Genomic DNA, 23,422 nt, shown 5'->3' with positions numbered 1-23,422 from the left:
TAACGGAAGAATTTCCTTTAAAAAGACGAACGCGCAGTTTGTTCAATCGCCGCCTGCAATGATCTGTTCAGTGCCCTTTAAGCGCCATGTGCTAGAATAGCGCAGCGATAGCACACATCGAAGGGAGTATCAGGATGAGGACAAGACCCATGTATGTAAAAGTATGGATGCTGCTCGGAGCCTTACTCTTGTTGGCCCAAGGCGGCTTGCCTGCTGCCGTACAGGCGGCGACGATCACGTACGGCGCTACGACGGTAGCGGGAACGACCGGATCGTCCGGATTCTCCGGGGACGGCCAGGCGGCGACGGCTGCCCAGCTAAATACGCCGAACGCCGTTGCGGTGGATAGCAGCGGGAACATATACATAGCCGATACGGAAAATCACCGTGTTCGAAAGGTCGGCACGGACGGCAAGATCAGCACGGTCGCGGGAACGGGAACATTCGGCTTCAACGGGGACAACCGCGCGGCCCCTTCGGCCAGTCTATACTTGCCTACCGCGATAGTGGTCGACGGCAGCGGCAACCTGTATATCGCGGATTCGAACAATAATCGCGTGCGCAAGGTGGACACCGACGGGAAAATCAGTACGTTTGCCGGCACCGGATCGGCCGGAAGCGGCACAGATGGCAGCGCAGCGACTGCCTTCAGTCTAAGTACTCCGTCCGGCCTGGCGCTGGATGACAGCGGCAATTTGTACATTGCAGATACCTCTAACCATCGTGTCGTCAAGGTGAATGCAGCCGGCATCGTCAGTACGGTCGCGGGCACGGGCAGCTACGGCAACAGTGGCAACGGCGGCGCGGCGACGGCGGCCAAGTTGAATAGTCCGGTCGCCCTTGCGGTTGGACCCGGCAACGTTCTGTACATCGTGGACAATGGGAATCAGAATGTCCGCAAGGTGGATGCGGACGGTAAGATCAGCACCTATATCGGCGGCAACGGCGACGAATATGAAGGCGCGCCGGCGAGCTCTTCATGGTTAAGCATGCCTATGGGTGTAGCGGTAGACAGCGACGGCAACGTGTATGTTTCGGACACGCTGAACAATCGGGTTCGCAAGGTGGACAGCGTCAGCAAAAAGATTTATACGATCGACTCGGCGCTCTACAGTCCTTACGGACTGGCTGTGGACAGCAGCGGGCATGTATTCATCGCCGACACGTATTTTCACCGAATTATCCAACTGACGGTTCTGTCGGACGACGCAGGCTTGAAGAGTCTCGCAGGCCAGACAGACGACTCCCCTGCAGGGGGCAACGGCGCGTCTGAGGGCGCTGCGATCACCTGGTCGGTCCATGTGCCGAACAGTAAGACTGCCATAGGAAAAGCGGACATCGCTACGGCGACCGGCGCGATATCTAAGCTGTACTCGGACAGCGGCTTCACCACGCAAGTAAGAGGCGAATCCACCATATCGCTGACGGCGGGCATTGCGACGACCGTGTATGTGAAAATCACTGCTCCTGACGATGTGACGGTGAAATATTATGCGGTGACGATCCATCGCGATGCGGCGCTTAGCAACGATGCGGGACTTGCGAGCATTGCAGGCCAGACGGACAGTTCCCCTGCCGGCGGCGACGGTTCATCGGCTGGTACCGCCGCCACATGGTCGGTTAACGTGCCGAACGGCAAAGCCGATGTGGGATTATCGGACATCGTCACGGTAACCGGCGCCACATACAAGCTCTATTCGGACAGCAGCTTCGCCACGGAAGTGACAGGCAGCGCCACGATTGCGCTGACGGCGGGTTCTGCGACGACTGTCTACGTCAAAGTGACGGCGCAGGACGGCGTCACCGCGAAGTATTATGCGGTGGCGATCCATCGCGATGCGGCGCTCAGCGACAACGCGGGACTTGCGAGCGTCGCAGGTCAGACGGATAGTTCCCCTGCCGGCGGCGATGGCGCATCGGCTGGCACTGCCGGCACCTGGTCGGTTAGCGTGCCGAACGGCAAAGCCGATGTTGGATTATCGGATATCGTCACGGTAACCGGCGCCACATACAAGCTCTATTCGGACAGCAGCTTCGCCACGGAAATCACGGGCAGCTCCACGATTACGCTGACGGCAGGTGCTGCGACAACTGTCTACGTCAAAGTGACGGCGCAAAACGGCGTCACTGCGAAGTATTTTGCGGTGACAATCCATCGCAATGCGGCGCTCAGCGACGATGCTGGACTGACGAACGTTGCAGGCAAGACGGACGACTCCCCTGCCGGCGGCGATGGTGCATCGGCTGGTACCGCAGTCACCTGGTCGGTTAACGTGCCGAACGGCAAAGCCGATGTTGGATTATCGGATATCGTCACGGTAACCGGTGCCACGTACAAGCTGTATTCGGACAGCAGCTTCGCCACGGAGGTGACGGGCAGCTCCACGATTACGCTGACGGCAGGTGCTGCGACAACTGTCTACGTCAAAGTGACGGCGCAAAACGGCGTCACTGCGAAGTATTTTGCGGTGACAATCCATCGCAATGCGGCGCTCAGCGACAATGCGGGACTGACGAGTATCGCGGGACAGACGGACAGTTCCCCTGCCGGCGGCGACGGTGCATCCGCAGGTACCGCAGTCACCTGGTCGGTTAACGTGCCGAACGGCAAGAACGCTATCGGACCGGCGGATATCGCCACAGTAACGGGCGCGACATACAGCCTTTATTCGGACAGCGACTTCGCAACTGCGATTACGGATAGCTCCACGATTGCGTTGACCGCCGGCGCATCGACCACCGTCTATGTCAAGGTGACGGCGCAGGATGGCGTGAGCGTGAAGTATTATGCGGTAACGATCCGTCGCGCAGCCGACGAGCCGACTGTACAGCAGCCACCAGCTCCATCGCAGAACAATGACGTCGTCGTGTATGTCAACGGCAAGGCTGAAACGACAGGAACGTCAACCACTACCGTCGTGAACGGACGGACCGTGACGACCATCTCGCTGGACCCGCAGAAGATTGCGGAGAAGCTGGCTGCCGAGGGCAACGGCGCCATCATCACCGTGGTGACCGGAGGCAGCTCGGACATCGCCGTCGCCCGGCTGAACGACAAGAGCCTTCAAGCCATCAACGAATACGGAGCAACGCTGGAATTGAAGACAGCTCATGCTTCGTACAAAATTCCGGCCAGCCAGCTCGTTCCGGCTGCATTGACGGCAGGCCTCGATTCCGCGGCGGCGCCGCAGGATATCGAGCTGCGGATTGAGATTGCGGCGAGCGCCGCGGACAAGCGGCAGTTGACGGAAGACGCGGCCAAAGCCGGCGGCTTTGCCGTAGTCGGATCGCCCGTCGATTTTACGGTGAATCGGATTTATAAAGGCCAGTCCGCCGAGATCGCGCCATTTTCCGTCTATGTAGAACGAACGATCGAGATTCCGAACGGTACTGATCCGCAAAAAGTAACGACCGCCATCGTCGTGGAGCCGGACGGCACGACTCGCCATGTACCGACGCAGGTCGTCGTCATGGACGGCAAGTATTACGCCAAAATCAACAGTTTGACGAACAGCACCTACGCGCTTGTCTACAATCCGCTGTCGTTCGCGGACGTGGAGCGTTATTGGGCGAAGGATGCCGTCAACGATCTGGGCGCCAGAATGGTCGTTAGCGGCTATCCGAACGGCCTTTATAATCCCGATGCAGCTGTGACACGCGCTGAATTTGCCGAGATCGTCGTTCGCGGACTGGGATTGAAGCCTTCGGAAAAGACAGCTTCGTTCTCGGACATCCAGGCAACGGACTGGTCCGGCCAAGCCATTCAGACCGCATACGCGTACGGCCTGATCGACGGTTACGAAGACGGTACCTTCCATCCGACGGACAGCATCACGCGCGAACAAGCCGTAGCGATCTTGGCAAGGGCCATGCAGGTGACCGGCTTGCAGAAGGCGCAATCGTCCGAAGCGGCAGCGTCTCAACTGACCTCTTTCAAGGATGCCGCTCTCATCTCGCCTTGGGCCAGGAGCAGTATCGCCTCAGCGCTGCAAACGGGGATCATGACCGGCAGAAGCAGCGCTCAGCTGGCACCGGGTGCCGATATCACCAGAGCCGAAGCGGCTGCGCTGGTCGAAAGACTGCTGCACAAATCCGGCCTCATCTAAAATAAGTTAAATGACAAGTCCGCAAAAATCCCTCAACCGGTTCGTACCGTTTGAGGGATTTTTACCTTGAGCTGCTAAGGCTGCGCCGGTACATTCATCTATCGAACATTAGGACAGGTCCAGTTTTTAAGGAGCGACTGACGCTTCGCATCTTTATAGAACTGATTGTTATTTCCATCATAATAGAAAATGTGCTCCTGCCTATCAGGCTTCTGTGTCAGTTTAATTGTATAGAGACCCTCAGACATAAGAAAGGTACCGCATGTGATGGCGTATTGTGTCTGCTGGTTGCCTTGTTTCAAAACGTAGCTTTTCGTGCCGGCTTCAGACCGCTTAAATCCAAACCTCTTAGCCACAGCCCCTTAACTAGCAGGTAATTTCACTCTAAATTCTTGCCTGTTTCCCCATAGAACACGGCCGCTCCATGCTCCACTTTAGCGTACCACCTTGCTATGACCGTATCGCTGCTTCTTGGCATCTCAATGACGTATTCGTTCCAGCCTTCCTTGTTCTTTTCCGAGAACGATAAGACGTAATACAGATACAGATCGTCGGGATTGCTAGGCGCTGTTGATGAACCTGGCGAACGCCAGTAGAAATATCCCGTCTTCTTGTCTTTTTTAATCCATCGGGCGTTCGTTGCCGCATCGATCAAGTTGTATTCTTTGCGAAGCTGCTCCAAATTCTGATCCTGACCATCATAGGACAGTCGCGTCAGCTTCCGCTCATGCGCTTTGACGGCGATCTGATGGTGCGGCGTGCGGATCTCAAAGTCCCAATACCCGTTAGCCTTTAACATGGCTTCTGTTGTCCCATTCAGATAATCATTGATGACTTCAGTTAGATTCCAATCATAACGCATATAAAAAACGGGATATTCTTTCGTTGGAAATACAATTTTTGAAAGGCCTCTGTCTATTAAGTACGGCTTTAACGGGTGATCCCAATGGTCTACATCGGAAATGATAACAGGTGAGGCTGGGCTTTCCTTTGGCTCTTGTTGGCCTGTCGATGGCGTTTGACGCAAATGTTGGACCGGGTTAGCCGCACGACTTGCCGTATTCGGACCGTTAACCTGCGCCGAGCCGAATGGCTCCGATTCACCGCAGGCCGTGGTCGCTTGCAGAACGAGGAACAGAACGATACCATATGCGGACAACGCGTACTTCATGAGACCCCTCACCTATGATCAAATTAATCGGATGATCCGTTCCAATCCTTGATTTCAATCCAAGGACTGTTCGTATTTTCTCTCTCGAAGGCCGTTCCGAATGCGCCTTTGAGCGGCGTTATCAGGCTAGGATCCTTATCGAGAAGTGCATACAGGTTTACGACGCTAATGTTTGAAGCTTGGCTGCTATACGCATCGCTCTCGGTTCCTTCGAATAACCTCCATCCGCTGTCGTCCTCCCGGTCTGGCGTTTCACGGTAGAGCCACCGCACGCAGCCGCCTTCTTCCAGGCATTTATTGGAGACTAGCGCCATTTGTTCGCCGATATCCAACCACCTAGGATCGTCTTTGGGGATGATGACCCTAGCAATATGCTTAGGCTCAAACTCGATTTGATCTCCAATCTGCAAGGATTTAATGTATACGGGCTGATTGGTTAGAATCCCGGTGTACGTCTGACCCCATCGCTTCTTCCCGGTCACTTCCACCCACATTCTTTCCGCGCGAGGCTCGTCCTCGGCCGGATGCTCGAGCACAAAGTGCAATCTGACGAAGTCGCCTTTCTTTTGCTTTTGCCGCTCTTTAAGACTTGGGATAAAGAAGGTATTCGGATTTAGTAGATTCGTTTGCTCGACGTCCTCTAAGCTCCATTCCACATGAATTCTCCTTTTATACGGCAACATTTTTCTCTATACATTCCACTAAACTGAAGCATCTCCTTCAAACGTCTATGGTGAGCTAAGTATATCGAAACAGCCCCACGCAAGAAAACCCCAAACGGATTCCTCCGTTTGAGGCTTCATGCCGCCCTTCTACATCCCCGCCAACGTCAACTCCCCAAACCCGGCCGTATTCGTCCAGTTGTCCGACCCGCCGGACCATACGGTCTGGACCTGGCGGCCGTTGCCGTCGTCTTCGTCGTTGTTGGCGAGGTCGAAGCCGATGGTCATGCCTACGGTCGGCGTGATGCCGAGCGAGCTCCAGGGGATCGCCAGCTCTACGGTGTAGCCGCCTGTCGTGGCGGCCCAGGCGTGCTGCACGCCGGTCGTCAGGCCTTTTTGCTCCCACAGCGTGCTGTCGTTCCAGCCCTTGATGAATTGCCGGTCGTAGCTGTCGTAGGTCGTGCCCTTGTTATGATTGCCGTCGATGTAGATCTCGACCGAATCGTCGGCGTAGGGATCGGCCGAGTTGTTGTACAGATCCGCGTCGGTGACGGAGACACCGACATACAAGTAGGTGTCGTCCCACAGCACACCGAACTTCGTCGTGTTGTTCGAGGTGCCGGAGACGTCCTTGGTGACCGGCTTGGTGACGGACCAGACCGATTCGTTCAAGCTGCCGTCGATCGTCATGGCGGCATTGGTCTTGCTCACATGAAGCAGCGTGTACGAAGCATCCGTCGTGACGTTGACCGTATTGCTCGCCGGAGACACGTTGTTCGCCGCGTCCTTCGCCTTGACCGTGAAGCTGTAGGCGGTGCTGGGCGTGAGGCCCGTGATCGTGTACGTCGTCGAAGCGACGGACGCGACGAGATTGGTGCCGTTGTAGACGTTGTACCCGGTCACGCCGACATTGTCCGTCGAGGCGCCCCATGACAACTGTACGCTGCGGTCGGTGTGCGACGGCGAGGTCAGATTCGCCGGTGCGGTCGGCGCCTGCGTATCCCCCGTGACCGTGGCGGACAGCGTCAGGCTGCCGAAGGCGGACGTATTCGTCCAGTTGTCGTTCGTGCCGGCCCACATAAGCTGGCTCTCTCTGCCGGTGCCGGTATCGGTGTCGTTGTTCGCCACGTCGAACCCGATCGTCAGACCCGCGGCCGGCGTGAGGCCGAGCGAGCTCCACGGAATCGCCAGCTCCACGGTGTAGCCGCCCGTGATCGGCGCCCATCCGTGCAGCGTGCCGCTGGCCATCATTTTCTGCAGCCACAGCGCGCTGTCGTTCCAGCCTTTGACGAACTGCTGGTCATGGCTGTCGTACGTCGTGCCCTTGTTGTTGTTGCTGTCGATATACACTTCGACGGAGTCGTCGTAGTAAGGCAGCTCGGACGTATTGTGCAGCTGGCCGTCCAGCACCTTCACCCCGACATACAGATAGGTGCTGTCCCACAGCACGCCGAATTCGGCGCTGTTGTTCGGCGTGCCGATGATCGGCTTCTTCAGCCGCTTCGCCATAGACCACACCGATTCGTTTAGCGACCCGTCGACGGCGATGGCGGCCAGCGTCTTGTTCGCCTGCACGAGATACGCGTCCGTCGTGACGGCGAGCGGCGCGCTGGCGCCGGACACATTGCCCGCCGCATCCTTCGCTCTTACGCTGAACGTGTAGGCCGTATTCGGCGTAAGGCCGGTCACCGAATACGCGGGAGAAGTCACCGTTCCCAGCAGACTCGTGCCTTGGTACACCTCATACTGCGTGACGCCGATGTTGTCCGCGGAGGCGTCCCAGGTCAGATCGACCGACGTCTCGCTCTTTGCAGGCGACGTCAGATTGCCCGGTGCCGACGGCGGCGTGAAGTCGCGATCGCGGACGATCTTCACATTGTCGTAGTCGACCGTCGTCTTGAAGGCGTACACCCCGACCTTGCCCGTGGCGAGCGCCGAGTCCGTGGCGGACAGCTCCTTGAACCCGTTGACGTAAAAGTCCAGCGTGCTGTTGTTCAGGACCGCCGTGAACGTGTACGTCGTGTACGTGGCCATGTTGAAGTTTTTCTGAGCCAGGACGGTGTTGGTGCCGCCCGCCACCTTGGCGATCTGCAGCTTGCCGCCGCGAATCTGGAAGCTGTACCAATTGCTCGGATCCTGATAGCGGGCCACGATGCCGGCGCCCAGGTCGACGTCGCTCATGCTCAGCTTGATCGTCGTCTCCACGCTGTAGTTGCCGTAGGCGCTACCGTCCACCGTGCTGAACGCATTCGCCGCCAGCCACGACGTCTGCTGATACACCTTGGACCCGTCGGCCGTCGCGATCGCCCAGGTCCCGTTCTGGGTGGTCCAGCCGTCCGCGGCGCCGTCCTCGAAGTTGTCGCTAAAAGAGAGCGTCCCCGGTCCCGCCGCAGTCGCCGCGGCCAGCGTATTGCTCGGCGCCGACGGGCTCCCCGCGGCATCTACGGAGCGGACGGTCACCGAATACGTACGGTCCGGCAGAAGTCCCGACATGGTATACGTCGTGCCGGTCGTGGCTCCGACTTCCTTGCCGGCGACGTATATCTTGTACCCCGCCACGCCGGCCGTATTGGAAGGCGGACTCCAGCTTAAGGCCATGCTGGTCCGCGTCGTCTGCGGCGCGGTCAGATTGGTCGGCGCCGCGGGCGGCGCCTTGGTCGAGACGCCCACCACATTGCTGGCCGCCGACAGATTGCCCGCTCCGTCCTTCGCCTTCACCGTGAATGCGTACGCCGTCGACGGGGTTAAGCCGCTCGCGGTGAACGACGTGCTCGACGGCGTCGTGGTCGTGCCTACGTATGTGCTCCCGTTATAAATGTTGTATCCCGCTACGCCCGTATTGTCCGTCGAAGCTGTCCAGGTCAGACTGACAGTCGTCGACGTCTGCGACGAGGAGGCCAGATTCGCCGGCGCGGTCGGCGGCGTCGTATCGCTGCCTTGGCTCATCAACGTCTCGCCGTAGTAGACGCCGGTGCCGTTCGTTCCGATATAGACGCGGCCCCATACCTGGCGGTCGCCCTCCATCGTATTGGCTTCGTCGCCGATCGCCGGATCGGGCGCGTCGATCTTCGCCCATGTCGCGCCGAAGTCGTCGGAGCGGAAGATGCCTTCGGCATTGTCGACCTTCCCGTAGACGAACACCGCCGGGTTAGGCGACCCAAGCTTGTTTTTGCCGAAAGCAAACAGCTTCGCCTCCTGGACGTTCGGCATCTGCGTCCACGTAGTGCCTCCATTGCTGGAGCGCCATAGACCGTTTGTGTACAGGCCCGCCCATACCTCGCCCGCCATGCCCGGCGCCGCCTTGACGCTGAAGAACGCCAGGTTCGCGGTCGATGCCGGCATCGTGGACGCGACCGACCAGGTCGCCCCGCCGTCCGTACTCCGATAGAAGCTGCCCGTCGAGCGGTCCAGCAGGTAGAACGTATTGTTGTTCACCCGGTCCGACGCCAGCGGCTGGTACCAGACCCAGAAGTCCGGCACCGTATTGGCCGGCGCGCCGGTGCTGGCCGTCCACGTCTGTCCGCGGTCGGTCGAATAGAGCGGGCTGCCGTACTGCGGCACCCACACCATCGTCTCGCTGGCGGCCGATACGGCGATGCGTCCCGCGATGCCCGGCGGGTTGGGGAACGCCGTCCAGTTCGCGCCGTTGTCGGTGCTGTAGGCGCCGCCGCCCGAGTTGAGATAGCGGGTCGAGCCGACCCGGGCGACGAAGTTCGGATTGCTCTCCTGGAAGTCGATGGACACCGTGTCTCCCAGGTACGGATTGCCGAACTTGGCGCTTGGGAACGTACTCAGCGATGTATGGCGCATTCCGTCGACGTCCGCGTGCCCGCTCAGCAGCGGCGCGCCGATCGGCGTGCTGCGCAGGGCGAACGTCACGACCTCCTCATGGCCTTGCTCGTACGAGTACCACTGCGACGGAGTCGCGGTGATATCGTCCGTGCGCCAGGTGCCGAAGAAGTCGGTGAACCATACCCGGTTCGGGTGAACCGGATCGATCGTCAGGCTGGATATGGCGGCCGCGAACCAGTTCCCCGTCCACCAGGGAACGTCCGGGTGCTTGACGAACGTGATCTGCGACCAGCTCGCGCCCCCGTTGGTCGAACGATAGATCGGCGCGGGGAAGCTGGAGCCGTTCTGAATCGCCGTCATAACGATGTTCGGATTCGTCGGATCGACCGAGATGCCGACGTACTTCCCCGTCGTCGGCGGCGTGATCGTCGTCCATGCGCCGCCGGCGAACTTGACGACGCTCGCGTCGCAGCTCACGTACAGCGTGCCGTTGGACGCCACGACCGCCCGGCTGAAGCCGGTCGGGCTGCCGCTCATCAGCGCCCAGGTCGCCCCGCCGTCAAGGCTCCGGTATACGCCCTTGCCTTTGGCTCCGGCGTAGATCGTCTGCGTCGCGCTGCCCGTCGTTCCCGTGCTCTTGTCGAACGCGACGAAACTGACGCCGTCCGGCGCATTGCCGGCGACCGGGAAGCTCGTCACCTTTTGCCAAGAACCGTTGCTGGCGCCTGACGTGCTTCGCCACAGCCCGTCGTACCGCGTCCCCATATAGAGGATCTGGCTGTTGTTCGGATCGACGACGAGCCGCTCGCCCTGGTCCTTCCCGTTGCCGTTGGCGAGCTGCCTCGGCGCGAACCCGCTCGAGGTCCAGGTGGCGCCCCGATCCGTCGACTTGAGAATGTCCGACGGCGAGCCCGCCCAATCGTACTTGCCGGCGGCCACGTACACCACGTTCGAATCCGACGGGTCGATGGCGATGCTGTCGATGCCGTACAGGTTGGACTGCTCCCTCGGCACCTTGTTCATCAGCTGGATCCACTTGTGGTTGACCGCGTCCCAGCGGTAAGCGCCGCCGACGTCCGTCCGGATATAGACGAGATCCGGCTCGGTCGGATGGATGGCCATGCCGGTCACGAAGCCGCCGCCGCCGATGCTTACGTTTTGCCAATTGTACGGCTCCGGCTGGGCAGCCTTGGCTGGAGCAGCGTTTAACACGATGATCGCAATAAGAGATAAGAGCGCCAATAAGCCGCTCAACTTCCATCTAACGGATACGTCTCGATCAAGCATTCAACGGATGCCTCCTCTACTTGTTCAGCCTCTCCCGATACTCGAGGGGCGTCATGCCGAAGTAGCCTTTGAACACCTTGCTGAAATAGTGGGTCGTCATATATCCGGTCCGCTCGGCGATCTCGTAGATCTTGTCGTTGCTCTCCTGCAGGAGCATCGCCGCTCGCTCCATCCGCTTCTGCAGGACGTAATCGCCGAGGTTGCCGCCCGTCTCCATGCGATAAACCTTGGAGATGTACGCCGGATGCAGCTTGACGTGGTCGGAGATCGCCTGCAGCGACAGATCCCGGGAGACGTCTTCGGCGATCAAGTGATGGATGCGCCTGACGACCGTCGACCTGGTGTCCTTCGTATCGTGGTCGGCATCCGCCATCAGCTTGGAGAAAACCGCGTATACCCGATCCCGCAGCTGCTTGTAGGACGCTAACGGCGGGCCGCCTTCCGCGCCGTCCGCCGTGCCGCCCGCGATATCGCCGAGCTGCCTGCCGCTTCGGTGCGCCGCGTAGTGCAGCGCGCCCATGACGTTAAAATAAACCTCCTGCGCGTACTCCAGGGACTCCGCCCACTTCTCCGCCAGCTCCGCGAAAATATCGTCCAGCTTGCCGCCCGCCCGCTCCCAGCTGCCGGTCTCCAGCAGATGCGTGAGCAGCGGGGGCTGATACGGCGCCTTGAGGCCGCCTTCGATCGCCTGCTCTGGCTCCCCCCGGGCCGTCACGAAAAAGCCGGATTCGCTTCCGATCTGCCTGCGAACGGCGGAGAGGCAAATCCGGTGCAGCCGGGACAGCCCTTCGGGCAGCGCGCCGGTCTGCTCGGCAACCGCGATCGATACGCTGCGTTTCAAGTAAACGCTTACGCTTCGATGCAAACTTGCCGCCATTTTCTCGATCGTCCGCCACTCCGCGTCCCCGTTTTCACCAGACAGCTCGCTTGCCGCCTCCCCGCGCTCCTTCGGTTTGAGCACGAAGACGAGATGGTCGTAGGCGTCCTTGCAGTGCCAGATGCGGTAGCGCTCGCCGAATACTTCCTCCGCCATATTGGCGACCGCGAACTCCATGAGCGATAAATCGTAATCGTCAAAATCGTCAAACCCGTCCTCCAATCGTACGATGAACATTCCGACCCGATCCCCGCCTTGAAACGGAAGATCGAGCATCTTCATCTTGCTTGCGATCACCCCCTTCGGGTAACGACGGTCCTCCAGCAGATGGTTGAGCAGCTCCCCGCCGAGCAGCGGCAGGTTCTCTCGCAGCGTATTCTCGGCGCGCCGGCGGGAGGCGACCTCCTGCCACTCCGCATGCAGGTCGGCGACGACGCCGGTCAGCGTCCGGATCAGTTCGTCCGTCTCTACCGGCTTGAGCAGATAATAAGAAGATTGCAACTCGATGGCCTGCTTCGCATAATCGAATTCGGCGTGGCCGGACAGGAAGATGCACTTGGTCGTCTTCGACCCTTCCCGAACCTGCTTCACCAGCTCAAGTCCGCTCATGCCGGGCATGAGTATATCCGTGATCACGATATCGACGGTGCATCTTTTCAAGATGTCCAGCGCTTCGACGCCCGAGTATGCTTTATAAACCTCGCCGATGCCGAGATCCTCGAGCGGGATGATGGCGGCGAGGCTCTCCACCTGGTCCGGATAGTCGTCCACGATCAGCAGATGAAACAAATCGATTCCCCCCGAATGCATACGCGATGGTACGCCTAATCCTCGTGCCGGACGATGCGGATCGTCACCCGCAGCCCGCCCAGAGGTGAAGCCTCGAGCAGCAAGTCGGATTCGGCGCCGAACTGGTGAACGATCCGCTGCCGGATATTCCAGAGACCGCAGCCCATCTCATCGTCCATCGTCTTCAGCAGCTTAGCCCGCAATCTCGCCAGGCCGTCCGTGTCAAGCCCCGCTCCATTGTCGTCCACGACGATATCGACGCCCTCCGCCTGCTTCGCGGCTGCGATACGAATGAGCCCGGCGCCCGGCTTCTTCCCGATGCCATGAATAATGGCGTTCTCCACGATCGGCTGAAGCAGCAGTCGGGGGAGCCTGATCGGCAGCCATTCGGGAGGTATGTCGATCTCGTACTGCAGCCGGTGCATTTTCATCGCGTGAATCTCCAGGTAGTTGCGGATGAGCTCGATCTCTTCCTCCAGGCTGCCCGTATCCTTCTCCACGCGCGTCGTATACCGGTAATATTTGCTCAAATGCTGCGTAACGGCGATGATGGCCTCCCGGTTGTCCAGTTGGGCCATGCTCTGGATGAACGCGAAGCTGTTGTACAGGAAGTGGGGGTTGATTTGCGACTGAAGCTGCTTGAGCGTCGCTTCCCGGACGCGCAGCTTCTCGGCGAATACATTTTCGATCAGCCGCTGGATCTCTTCGGTCATGTGGTTGAACTGAATGAATAAGTACTGGAATTCGTTGTTCGTCCGGGCCGACACTCTTGCGGAATAGTCTCCGCGCTTGAGCTTCTGCACGCTGCGGATGAGCTCCCGGATCGGCACCTGCACATTGCGGTACAGCAAGGCGGCGGCCAGCAGACTTAGCGCGAGCAGCAGACCGGTCGAGACGTAAAAAAGATGGCGGGTGTCCGTGATCGGCTGCAGCAACTCCCCGAGAGGGGTGTAGTCGACGAGATACCAATCGAGCACGTCCGACTGCTCGTAGGTGATGAGGTAGCTCCGTCCGTCGATCGCCATCTCCAGGGAGCCGGAATGCCCGAGCCGAGTGGCATAAAGCTTCGCTACAACCTGCGCGAGCTGCTCGCCGCCGGCCGTCTTGCCCGTGATCGGCTCGTAGCCGGGACGGTAGAGGAACGGATTGCCGCTGCTCCCGTGCTGCAGCTGGTCGAGCATCGCCGATATATTGTCCGCCGCAAACGCGACCTCGACGACCAGCTTCGCCTTGCTCGTATCCAGCACCGCCATATAGGGCTCCGTCAAATAATGAACGAAATAATACCCTTCTCCGTTGTCGGTGACGATCTTCCGGTAGTTCCACGTCTTCGCCTCTTCCGCCTGCAAGCGAGACGCGTCGTACTGCAAGCGGGCGTTGGTCGAGACGGTCTGCCCGGTCTCGGGCGCGAAGATGGTGAGCTCATTCGTCCAGCCGAACGTGTTGCTCTGAAGATCCGCTTTTTCCTCCAGCAGCTCCTTGGTCTGCAGGGTGTCGTAGGACGCGTTCTGGATCGCAGGGGACATCAGCTTCGGCATGTCCGGGTCCCGGCTCAGGTTGAAGGCCGCCTTCCACAGCTGGTCCGCCGTCGCATTCACTTGTTGGATAAAAAACGAAAGCCGGCTCCCGTTCGACTTTTTGATTTCCCGCTCGATGACATGGGTGCCGACCTGGTTGCCGTAGCTGTAGAGACAGACGATCGGGACGAGCAGCAGGCATAGCAGGATCAACATTTTATTAAAGATGCTCAGCTTGGACGGCATGGCTACAGCCCCTCGTTCTTTTCCGCGATTTACCTAAAATGTTAGCCCTTCACGGAACCGAGCACAATGCCTTTGACGAAGTACTTTTGCAAAAACGGATACACCGCCATGATCGGGAGCGCGCCGATAAAAATCTGCGAGGCTTTGACCGTCCGGCTCGAGATGTTCGCGACGTCTTCCCCCCGGATGCCCGCCAGGTTGAAGTCCTCCTTGGCGATGATCGACTGCAGGAACGTGGCGAGCGGGTAGTCGTTCGTGTTTTTCAAATAAATCATGCCGTCGAACCAGGCGTTCCAGTGTCCCACCATCTCGAACAGGCAGATCGTCGCGATGCCGGCCATCGACACGGGCAAGTAGATGCGGAACAGCGTGGTGAAGTGCCCCGCCCCGTCGATCAAGGCGGCCTCCTCCAGCTCCACCGGCACGGTGCGGAAGAAGTTCAGCATGAGAATCAGCAGATACCCGCTCGCCGCGCCGGGGATGATGAGCGCCCAGATCGTGTTCAGCAGGCCGGTCTCCTTAACGACCAGATAGGTCGGGATCAGGCCGCCGCCGAACAGCATCGGGACGACGAAAAACCAGGCGTACGCCGTGCGTCCGGCGAAGTAGCGGTCCGACTTGGACAGCGAATACGCGGCCAGCAGCACGAGCGTGATCGAGATCCCTGTCCCGAGCACCGTCCGCTTCGCGCCGACGTACAGCGCGCGGAGGAAGTGGGCATTGGCGAGCGTCTGCTCGTAGGCGTCCGTCGTCCAGTCGACGGGCCAGAAGTTGACGATATTCGCCGTCGCGGCCGCCCGCGAGCTGAGCGAGACGGCCAGCACGTGCACGACCGGCAGAATGCAGAGCAGACTGACCAGGCCGAGCAGCGCATAGTTGAAGATCGTAAACACCTTGTATGAGGTGGAGCGATACATCACGGTCGACCGACCTCCTTAGAAAATTCGATAGTCGGCCACCTTGTACAGAATGCGGTAGCAGATCACGATGAGCGCGAAGCCGATGATGGACTTGAACAGCCCGACGGCCGTGCCGAAGCTGAATTGACCGCCTTCCAGGCCTACCCGATACACGAACGTGTCGATAATATCGCCGGTCTGGTAGACGAGCGGATTGTACAGATTGAAGATTTGGTCGAAGCCCGCGTTCAGAATCCGTCCCAGCGCCAGGGTGGATACGACGACGAGGATGGGCATGATCGCCGGGAGCGTGATGTGGATCGCCTGCTTCCACCGGTTGGCGCCGTCGATCTCCGAGGCTTCGTAAAGGTTCGGATTTACGCTCGTGAGCGCCGACAAGAAGACGATGGCGGCAAAGCCGAATTCCTTCCACACATCGGTGACGATGACGGTCGGCCGGAACCAGTCGTTGCTGCCGAGGAAGAAGATCGGTTCGATCCCGAACAGCCCGATAAAACGGTTGACGATGCCCCCTTGCACGGACAGCACGTCGACGAAGATGCCGCCCAGAATGACCCAAGACAGGAAATGCGGCAGGTACACGAGCGTCTGGACCGTTTTCTTGAACGCCGCCCTGCTCACCTCGTTGAGCAGCAGCGCGAACAGGACGGGAACCGCGAGGTTGAGGATCTGCTTCATGATGGCGATCACGATCGTATTCCACATGATCTGCCCGATGTCGGGAAACGAAAACAAGTATCTGAACTGCCCCAAGCCCACCCAATCCGATCCCCATATGCCCAGCCACGGCTTATAGTTCTTAAAGGCGATGACGGCGCCGAGCATCGGGAAGTATTGATAGACCAGCGTGATCAGGAAGGCCGGGAGCAGCAGCAGATGGAGCGGCCAAGTTCTTCGGCAGTAGGAAACGAATCTTCCGGATTCCGTCCGGGTGGCGGACGACGCCGGCACAGTCGGTATACCGGTCTCTCTCATTTGCGCACGCTCTTCTCCTGGATCGGGGCCTCCGCGAGCGTTCGGCATCTCCCGAAGCCCCCTTTTATTTATTCGCGAATCGTCACTTCTTCTTCGTGCTCTCGTACCAGTCGTTCACCTCGGCCGTCACTTGATCGCCGCCGCTCGCCATCCATTCCTTCACGAATTGGTCGAAGTAGTCGACGGGCTTGTCGCCGTAGATGATTTTCAGATACGCTTCGGATTCCAGCTTGGTGAGCAGCCCGCCCTTGGCCTTCATCGTCTCGGTCAACGCGCCCTCGAAGGAATTGTATTTGTCCGCCTTGTTCTGCGTCTGGCGCACGTTGCCCGCTTCCAGCTGGACTTTGGTCAGGTTTTTCACCCGCTCCTCCGCCGCGTTGGCGGCCTGCGCGTTCGGATCGGCGGCGAACTTCGCGTACCCAGGATCGCCGAGGTAAGGAACCGTCGGCGTGAAGGCGCCGTTCAGAGCGTACAGCGCGTACTTCATGTCCATTTCCTTGCCGCTCGCGAGCGGCCACTTATCTTCCGGCACGCCTTTATCCTTGAAGCCGTTCTTGACGATCTTGCCGTCGTATCGGACGTAGTCGTAGCCTTCGAAGAAGCCGACGTCGAAGGTCGGATCGTAGTAGGGATCTTCCTTGCCGAATTGACGGGCGTACATCTTGTTCATGTATTCGAACCAGGCGTCGATGTGCTGGAAGTCCTTGCTGAACGACATCGCGCCGCCGATCATCTGAACGACGCGGCCGATCTTGCCGTCCGGACCCGCCGGGATCGGGAACGCCTTCCAGACGGCATTCGGGTCGGCCTTCGCCGTATCCTCCAGCGGCCACTGGCCCATCCAGTTCGGCCCGAAGATGACGCCCGCCGTGCCGTTCACGGCCGGCTCGATCGCCTTCATCGCGTCCTTCACCCCGGCTTCGGGATCGATATAGCCGTTTTTCTTCCATCTCGCCATCGTCTCGAGGAACGGCTTCGCGGAATGGTCGACGGCGCTGTAGACCAGCTTCCCGTCCTTGTCCGGGTTCCACCACTGGCCGATCGAGCGGAACTCCGGGGCCATGTAATCGCTGAACGCGCCGAAGATCGGGTCCGCGCTGGCCATCCATGTGTACATGCCGTCCTTGAGCGAGACGGCGAGTCCGTACGTGTCCGCTTTGCCGTCCCCGTCCGGGTCCTGCTTCGTGAACGCCTCCAGCACCTTTTCCAGCTCGTCGATCGTGGTGGGCGCGGTCAAGTTCAGCTTCTTCAGCCAATCCTCGCGCATCCACATGACGCCGCCCTCGTCGGCCGACAGATAGCGCGGAATGCCGTAGATTTTCCCGTCGCGGGTCACCGACTCGAACGCCTGCGGGTACTGGGCGAACAGCTTCTTCAAGTTCGGCGAAGCGTATTGCTCGATCGCGTCGTTCAGCGGCATCAGCATGCCGGCGTCGAGCAGGTCCGCATACACGCCCGTGATAACGTCGGGCAGCTTCGAGCCGCTCGCCAGCAGGAGCCGGAACTTCGTATCGTAGTCGGACTGCTTGCCGACGACGAAGTCGAATTTGACGTCGATGCCCATGTTCTCCTTCATCCACTTCGTGAAGACGTTGTTCTCGATCGTCTCGCCGGGCTTGAACGCGTTGTCCAGCTGCTCCTGAATGATCGCGGTCGTGATCGTCACCGGCGGATCGAACTTTTTCTTCGCCTGCTGCGCATGGTCGATCGGCTGCGCCGACGCTTTTTGCGTTTCCGTCGCGCTGGCGCTCTCCTTCGGCGTATCCGAGGAACACGCGGTCGCCATGGCGGAGCAGAGCAGGATGCATCCCATCGTTCCGATCAAGCGCCTCTTCTTTACCTGCACTTCCATTCCCCCTCGGCCGTCTGCGGTTTGGCTTTCTGGTTTTATTTTAAGTCCGGCGAAGGAGGAAATAATATACAACTCTTTTTGGATTTATAACAAATATCGAAACTGATCGGGGCGGAATTGGGGCGTCATTCGATATTCCAAGTAGCCGAGAAGGCCGACTTTACTAACTATCGGTTGGCGCTACGCTGCTGTCCTCCCGCTTCATCGTTCCAGAGCGAACGGACTTTTACGGCGTGTTATGGTCGAGCATGAGCAATATCGAACTCGGATTTTTCTTGTATTTCCACGCGCTGAAGTACTCTCCGGCCTCTTTGATCGCAAGCTTCACCTTCTGCCGGCATTGCTGATCATTTTCAGCGTCCGATTCAAAAGGTCGGGCACATCATCCGTAAAAAGACGAAACCGTTGAGCTAATCGATGGGGTCAAGCCGCTAAAATCTCGATTTATTGGCGACACTAAGCCTATCTTGCTAGATTAAGGTGATGTCGCTTAATGACCATGGAGAGGTTTATTCTAATCGGAGTATGGATCATTACCATCTTGTTGTTGAGATTCTCGGTACCGCTTAACAAAATCCGGGAAGCGTTCGTGATCTTTTCGTTTAAACAAATGCTTACTTGGTTCTTTGGCTTTCTGGTCGTGCAGTATAAATTAATCGAATACCCAGTCCGCGAGTTTCCTTATGCGGCACGCAACAGTTTTTCGTTCGAGTATTTTATTTATCCTGCGCTTTGCTGCGTGTTTAACATGAAATTTCCGGATCATAAAGGCATCCTCCACAAAACGCTCTGGTATTTGTTTTTCCCGAGCTGGATGACGATATTGGAGGTCCTGATCGAAAAACACACGCAACTCATCCGCTACCTCCATTGGCATTGGTACTGGACCTGGATTACGCTGCTGGCGACCTTTTTCGTGTCGCGGATGTTTTATCTTTGGTTTATCAAAGTACAAACCGGAGGGACAAGCACTATGCTTATCAAGCTTGAAGCCGATACCGGGCCCAAAGATCGGTAGGATTGGTGGTCCATTTGAGGATGATTGCGGCATTGTTTTCCATACTCATGCCCGGCTTCGGACAGATCAATAACAGGCAGTTTCTAAAAGGCGCTCTTTTATTGATGAAAAAGCCGAATGAGTTCGGCAGAAGAAGCCCTCGTCGCAACCGGGAAGCGCATGGTCAAGATCATCAAAGGGCAAATGAGTTCATTTTAAGAATAGTGGCGTCCCTTCTATCCGTTATCCTTGGTATATTTGATGAGACACCAAGAAGAAGGGATCTGAGACGTTTTGAGTAAGGTATTATCGGGGTTGTTGTTAGCTTCCTCCATGTTCCTTAGCTTGCCTGGACAGGCATGGATGGAGGCGGCCCCGCCCCAAGACGTACAGCTGCATCAGGACTCGGAGGTTCACTTTCAGGATCAGTTGTTAGAGGCTGCGATCAGGCAGCAATTGCAAAAAAAAGATGACGAAGCCGTTACGACGACAGACATGGCGTCATTGACCACCCTCAATCTTACAGGCGTAACAAGTATAGCGGGCTTGCAATATGCGACGAATCTGACGCAGCTGTATCTATCTACGGGCGAGATTGAAGATATTAGACTACTCGGCGCCTTGACCAAGCTGACGAGCCTGAACCTCTCGGACAATCAGATCGCGGATCTCAGTCCGCTTAAGCCGCTGACCAAGCTGCAGTCTCTTTACCTCACAAATAATCGGATCACGGATCTCCAGGCGCTAGCCGGGTTAACCCAATTGAGATCGCTCTACGCGGGGAACAATCAGATCAAGGATCTTGCTCCTCTGAAGAAGATGACGCAGCTGGTCGACCTGAACTTCGCGAGCAATTTGGTTTACGACCTCGGACCTTTGCAATCTCTGAAAAACATCGCTTACTTGGACCTATCTTACAACCGCATATGGAATCTGGAGCCGATTCGCAACCATACGTTTGCGCATTATTACGACACGGGCGCGCTTATATACGGGCTGAATTTTGTAGGCAATTATTTGGATCTGCGGCGCACATCCAAGTCTTACAAGATTCTCGAATCGCTTGATCAGATGGACAGTCCCGCAAGCACCGCGCCAATCAAAAAAGTCGAACGCTTAGTCATCGGCAGCACGACCGCTTATATCTGGGAGAGTGCTTTTCAGCTCACGCATGCCCCGTTCATTGTATCGGACCGCACGTATGTCCCCATTCGGTTCGTGTCCAAGTGGTTGGGGGCTGAAGTCGGCTGGGATCAGACCAAGAAGGAAGTGACGATTCGCAAAGGCACGCAAACGATCCGTTGGATCGTGAACGACAAAAAGGCCGACGTCAACGGACAGACGGTGCCCTACGATGTGCCGATGCTGCTGAAGAACAACAGCGCGTTTGTCCCGGTACGCTTCGTGTCCGAACGACTGGACGCCTCCGTTGAGTACATGACGAATCCGAAGACGGTGCTTATATTTGAGAATAAGTGACTTTATACGGCTTCTAATTGAAGGTTGAATCCCGCTTAAACGGCGGGATTTTTCTTTTTCAATGAAACGAGTTGCGATTCGATCTCCTCTATTTTCGGTGCAGCTACCCATTAATCTATAGAAGGTTTTCAGAAGGGCTGGATATCCGAATCCCGATTCGTTGTAGTCAAAGTGAAGATACAAGAAATCCAAGGTACCATAAAAAGTTAGTACTTAATAAAAAATGAGAGGGAATTTATGATGATGGTAATTCGGATCAATAGGGAGACGCAGAAATGAGAAACAAAGGATCTATATTGGGAATTGGTACTCTTCTCTTACTTTTGTCCATTGGGATTCCTGTCTTGATCCAATTCATCTTTATCCTTACTTTTGCGGATTATTACAAAAACGGTGGGTTTCTACCCGGGCTGGGACATTACTTCATATGTGTGCTGATGATCATCATTAATATGATTGCTGCGCCAATAATCGTATTCTCAAACTTTTCAAAGCATAAGAAAGGTGATTTGGGCAACGTACTATTAACGAGAATCACAACCATTTTTGTTGTCAGCGTGGTCGTACAGATCGTGCTTTGCATTTGGATTGAAAATCCGTTTTCTCCATCGACTACGAGCCTTTTTCTTTAAAGAAAGCAAGTTAGTTGAGTTCTCTACAATTGAATGAAGAGAAGGTGGTCCATATAATAGCCCCTAGTAATATCGTTCCCCTTTGGTTTATTCTGGCGATCATTGGTGTGATCATTGGTGCAATCGCATTGGTTGTATTCATTGTCGAGTTAATACGAACACAAAAATAAAATCCATCATTTTTAGCAGCTTTGAAACCCCACCCACCATCTCGGTCATCTAATATACGTCAATGTGAAAGGGGGGCGATCGGTGGACGCAGCTCAACAGTTTAAGAAGGCGCAAAGAGGCAACGTGGCTGCCTTCGAGTATCTGATTCACGCGCACAAGACTGTCATGTATCGGGTAGCCAAAACGATCCTGACCAGCGATGCGGATTGCGAAGATGCGATTCAGGAAGCCATTATTAAGGCGTTCAAGCACATCGGCACGTTAAGGGAGCCGGCCTACTTCAAACCGTGGCTGCTTCGGATCTTAATTAATGAATGCAATCAGATTCACCGGCGAATGAAGAAGGTCATCGAAATGAATGAATTCACGGAGCCTTACGCCAACGAGAGCGGATATGAGAATGTTGAGCTCAAGCAATTGCTCGAGACGCTTCCCGAGGAAGATCGCAACCTGCTCAAGTTGTACCATATCGAGGATATCTCGATCAAGGATCTGGCCGAGCTGTATCGGAAGCCCGAGAACACCATTAAGACTTGGCTGCGCCGCGCGCGCGAGCATGCACGCCGGATTTGGGGAGAAGAGGAGGTGCGCCCATGGAAAAATGGGAGCAGCAATTAAGCAAACAGGTGAACGTCGCTTTACCGGAACACGTGGATCGGCGAATTCAACTCACGCTCGATCAGCTCAAACGAACGCGGAAAAGATCGTCCAAGCTTCGTTATGGCATTACGGCAATAGCGGCCTCTCTCCTGCTTACCGTTGGCCTATCGTCGCTGTCCCCCTCTTTTGCCGCGGCCATGAAGTCTCTCCCGCTTATCGGATCTGTGTTCGAGCTAGTCGGAGACGTCGGCGTAAAAAGAGGAAGCCAGCTTCACCTGACGGCGAACGTCGGCCAGCAGGTCCGTATCGGAGATCAGCTCGTGACGTTTACGGAGAGTCTGTACGATGGCTCCAACATTAACCTGGGTCTCCTAGTAACGGATAATAACGCGGATCTGTGGGCCTTTTCGCATGATATGACGTATGCGGTCGATGGCGAGGCGCTGGAATACGGCGTAGACTTCAACCTCGAAAAGCTGGGCGATGGGACGTATGCCGGGACTCTAAGCATTACGCCGGACGCGCAGCTCCCGGATTCTTTTGTGCTGGGAATCCTCTCTCTCGATCGAACGAAGACCATCGCAGAGATCCCTGTCGAACGTAAAGGAGGAAGTCTGGCCTCCTACGCGATCTCCCAGACGAGGAAGTGGAACAACATCGAAGTAAACTATGAAGCCGTTACGTCGTTCCCGACGGCTACGGAATTAACGTTTCAGCTGCGAAATACGGACGCCGTATTCTGGGCGTTCCAGGTCTATGATGAACAGAACCGCGTACTGGAGCCGCTCAACAGTCACGGCCAGGGCGTAGGCAAAGAAAAGGAATATAAGTTTTACTTCGAGCCGCTCGGGTCCGTCCCTCAACAATTAACGATCAAGCCGTATTTAAGCAGCGCCGACTCCACGACCAAATGGCTCGATGCGTGGAACGGAACGCCGGTCACTTTATCGCAAGGGAAAGCAGGCGCACTGACCATTTTGGATGAGAAACGGGGAAATGACCAAATAACGCTCACCTATGAAGTGTCTGGCGCCCGCATCTTTGATCAGGTGCATCATATCTGGCTCGAAGACGGCAAAGGCAACCGATACGACAAGGAAAACGGCACGATTCGCAGAGAGGACGGCAACAGGTATCAAGTTACTTTTTCAAATATAAGTGATGTCGATGCACTGTACGTTTGCACCTATCAGTTAAACGTGCATTATCTGAAGGAGCTTGAGGTTACGGTGGATTTGACGAAGTGATATTGCGGCAGCCGGTCAGAAGGATCGGCTGCTTTTTTCAGTTGAAGCTTCGGGAGGGATTGATTAAGACCCGATGTCCCATTTAGTACAATGAAACGGCCC

General features: G+C 57.0%; 14 protein-coding genes. 6 read left to right on the top strand and 8 right to left on the bottom strand.

Annotated features, from left to right (window positions below):
* The first annotated feature begins 134 nt into the window (after nucleotides 1-134).
* Nucleotides 135-4,106 carry an NHL domain-containing protein gene (locus ACFSR7_RS25275; RefSeq protein WP_378166405.1) on the top strand — a complete coding sequence of 1,324 codons (3,972 nt, stop codon included), beginning with the start codon at nucleotides 135-137 and terminating at the stop codon, nucleotides 4,104-4,106.
* A gap of 379 nt (nucleotides 4,107-4,485) precedes the next feature.
* Here the strand turns inward: ACFSR7_RS25275 and ACFSR7_RS25270 are convergent, their stop codons facing one another.
* The 8 genes from ACFSR7_RS25270 to ACFSR7_RS25235 form a co-directional block, all read right to left on the bottom strand.
* Complete coding sequence (locus ACFSR7_RS25270; protein WP_378166403.1) at nucleotides 4,486-5,277, bottom strand: hypothetical protein; 792 nt, start codon at nucleotides 5,275-5,277, stop codon at nucleotides 4,486-4,488.
* Nucleotides 5,278-5,300: 23 nt separating this feature from the next.
* Entirely contained in the window at nucleotides 5,301-5,933 is a 633-nt protein-coding gene (locus tag ACFSR7_RS25265; protein ID WP_378166401.1) for an immunity protein Imm33 domain-containing protein, read from the bottom strand.
* Between the two features lie 156 nt (nucleotides 5,934-6,089).
* On the bottom strand, nucleotides 6,090-11,018 hold the full coding sequence (locus ACFSR7_RS25260; protein ID WP_378166399.1) for a sugar-binding protein: 4,929 nt from the start codon (nucleotides 11,016-11,018) through the stop codon (nucleotides 6,090-6,092).
* A 16-nt stretch (nucleotides 11,019-11,034) separates the two neighbouring features.
* On the bottom strand, nucleotides 11,035-12,684 hold the full coding sequence (locus tag ACFSR7_RS25255) for a response regulator transcription factor (RefSeq protein WP_378166397.1): 1,650 nt from the start codon (nucleotides 12,682-12,684) through the stop codon (nucleotides 11,035-11,037).
* A gap of 35 nt (nucleotides 12,685-12,719) precedes the next feature.
* Nucleotides 12,720-14,447: a sensor histidine kinase gene (locus ACFSR7_RS25250; protein WP_378166395.1), complete on the bottom strand. Its 1,728-nt coding sequence runs from the start codon at nucleotides 14,445-14,447 to the stop codon at nucleotides 12,720-12,722.
* 41 nt (nucleotides 14,448-14,488) lie between these two features.
* A complete protein-coding gene (locus ACFSR7_RS25245; RefSeq protein WP_378166841.1) occupies nucleotides 14,489-15,364 on the bottom strand; it encodes a carbohydrate ABC transporter permease in 876 nt (291 codons plus the stop codon).
* Between the two features lie 18 nt (nucleotides 15,365-15,382).
* On the bottom strand, nucleotides 15,383-16,342 hold the full coding sequence (locus tag ACFSR7_RS25240; protein ID WP_378166393.1) for an ABC transporter permease: 960 nt from the start codon (nucleotides 16,340-16,342) through the stop codon (nucleotides 15,383-15,385).
* Nucleotides 16,343-16,424: 82 nt separating this feature from the next.
* Nucleotides 16,425-18,188 carry an extracellular solute-binding protein gene (locus ACFSR7_RS25235; RefSeq protein WP_378166391.1) on the bottom strand — a complete coding sequence of 588 codons (1,764 nt, stop codon included), beginning with the start codon at nucleotides 18,186-18,188 and terminating at the stop codon, nucleotides 16,425-16,427.
* A gap of 499 nt (nucleotides 18,189-18,687) precedes the next feature.
* On the opposite strand from ACFSR7_RS25235, the gene ACFSR7_RS25230 reads away from it, so the two are divergent.
* The 5 genes from ACFSR7_RS25230 to ACFSR7_RS25210 all read left to right on the top strand — a co-directional run bounded on the left by ACFSR7_RS25230 (nucleotide 18,688) and on the right by ACFSR7_RS25210 (nucleotide 23,320).
* Entirely contained in the window at nucleotides 18,688-19,212 is a 525-nt protein-coding gene (locus ACFSR7_RS25230; protein ID WP_378166389.1) for a CBO0543 family protein, read from the top strand.
* A gap of 20 nt (nucleotides 19,213-19,232) precedes the next feature.
* Nucleotides 19,233-19,493 (top strand): hypothetical protein, encoded by a 261-nt coding sequence (locus tag ACFSR7_RS25225; RefSeq protein ID WP_378166387.1) that lies wholly within the window; start codon nucleotides 19,233-19,235, stop codon nucleotides 19,491-19,493.
* A complete protein-coding gene (locus ACFSR7_RS25220; RefSeq protein WP_378166385.1) occupies nucleotides 19,486-20,670 on the top strand; it encodes a stalk domain-containing protein in 1,185 nt (394 codons plus the stop codon). The genes ACFSR7_RS25225 and ACFSR7_RS25220 overlap by 8 nt, the downstream gene beginning before the upstream one ends.
* A gap of 884 nt (nucleotides 20,671-21,554) precedes the next feature.
* Nucleotides 21,555-22,091, top strand: coding sequence for a sigma-70 family RNA polymerase sigma factor (locus ACFSR7_RS25215; RefSeq protein ID WP_378166383.1), 537 nt, complete (start codon nucleotides 21,555-21,557; stop codon nucleotides 22,089-22,091).
* Complete coding sequence (locus ACFSR7_RS25210) at nucleotides 22,067-23,320, top strand: DUF4179 domain-containing protein (RefSeq protein WP_378166381.1); 1,254 nt, start codon at nucleotides 22,067-22,069, stop codon at nucleotides 23,318-23,320. The genes ACFSR7_RS25215 and ACFSR7_RS25210 overlap by 25 nt, the downstream gene beginning before the upstream one ends.
* The last annotated feature ends 102 nt before the right edge of the window (nucleotides 23,321-23,422 follow it).

The sequence above is a fragment of the Cohnella sp. GCM10020058 genome (assembly GCF_042683485.1).
Taxonomy (GTDB): domain Bacteria; phylum Bacillota; class Bacilli; order Paenibacillales; family Paenibacillaceae; genus Cohnella.
The sequence above is the reverse complement of the archived record's forward strand: the minus strand, read 5'-3'. Positions and strand labels throughout refer to the sequence as shown.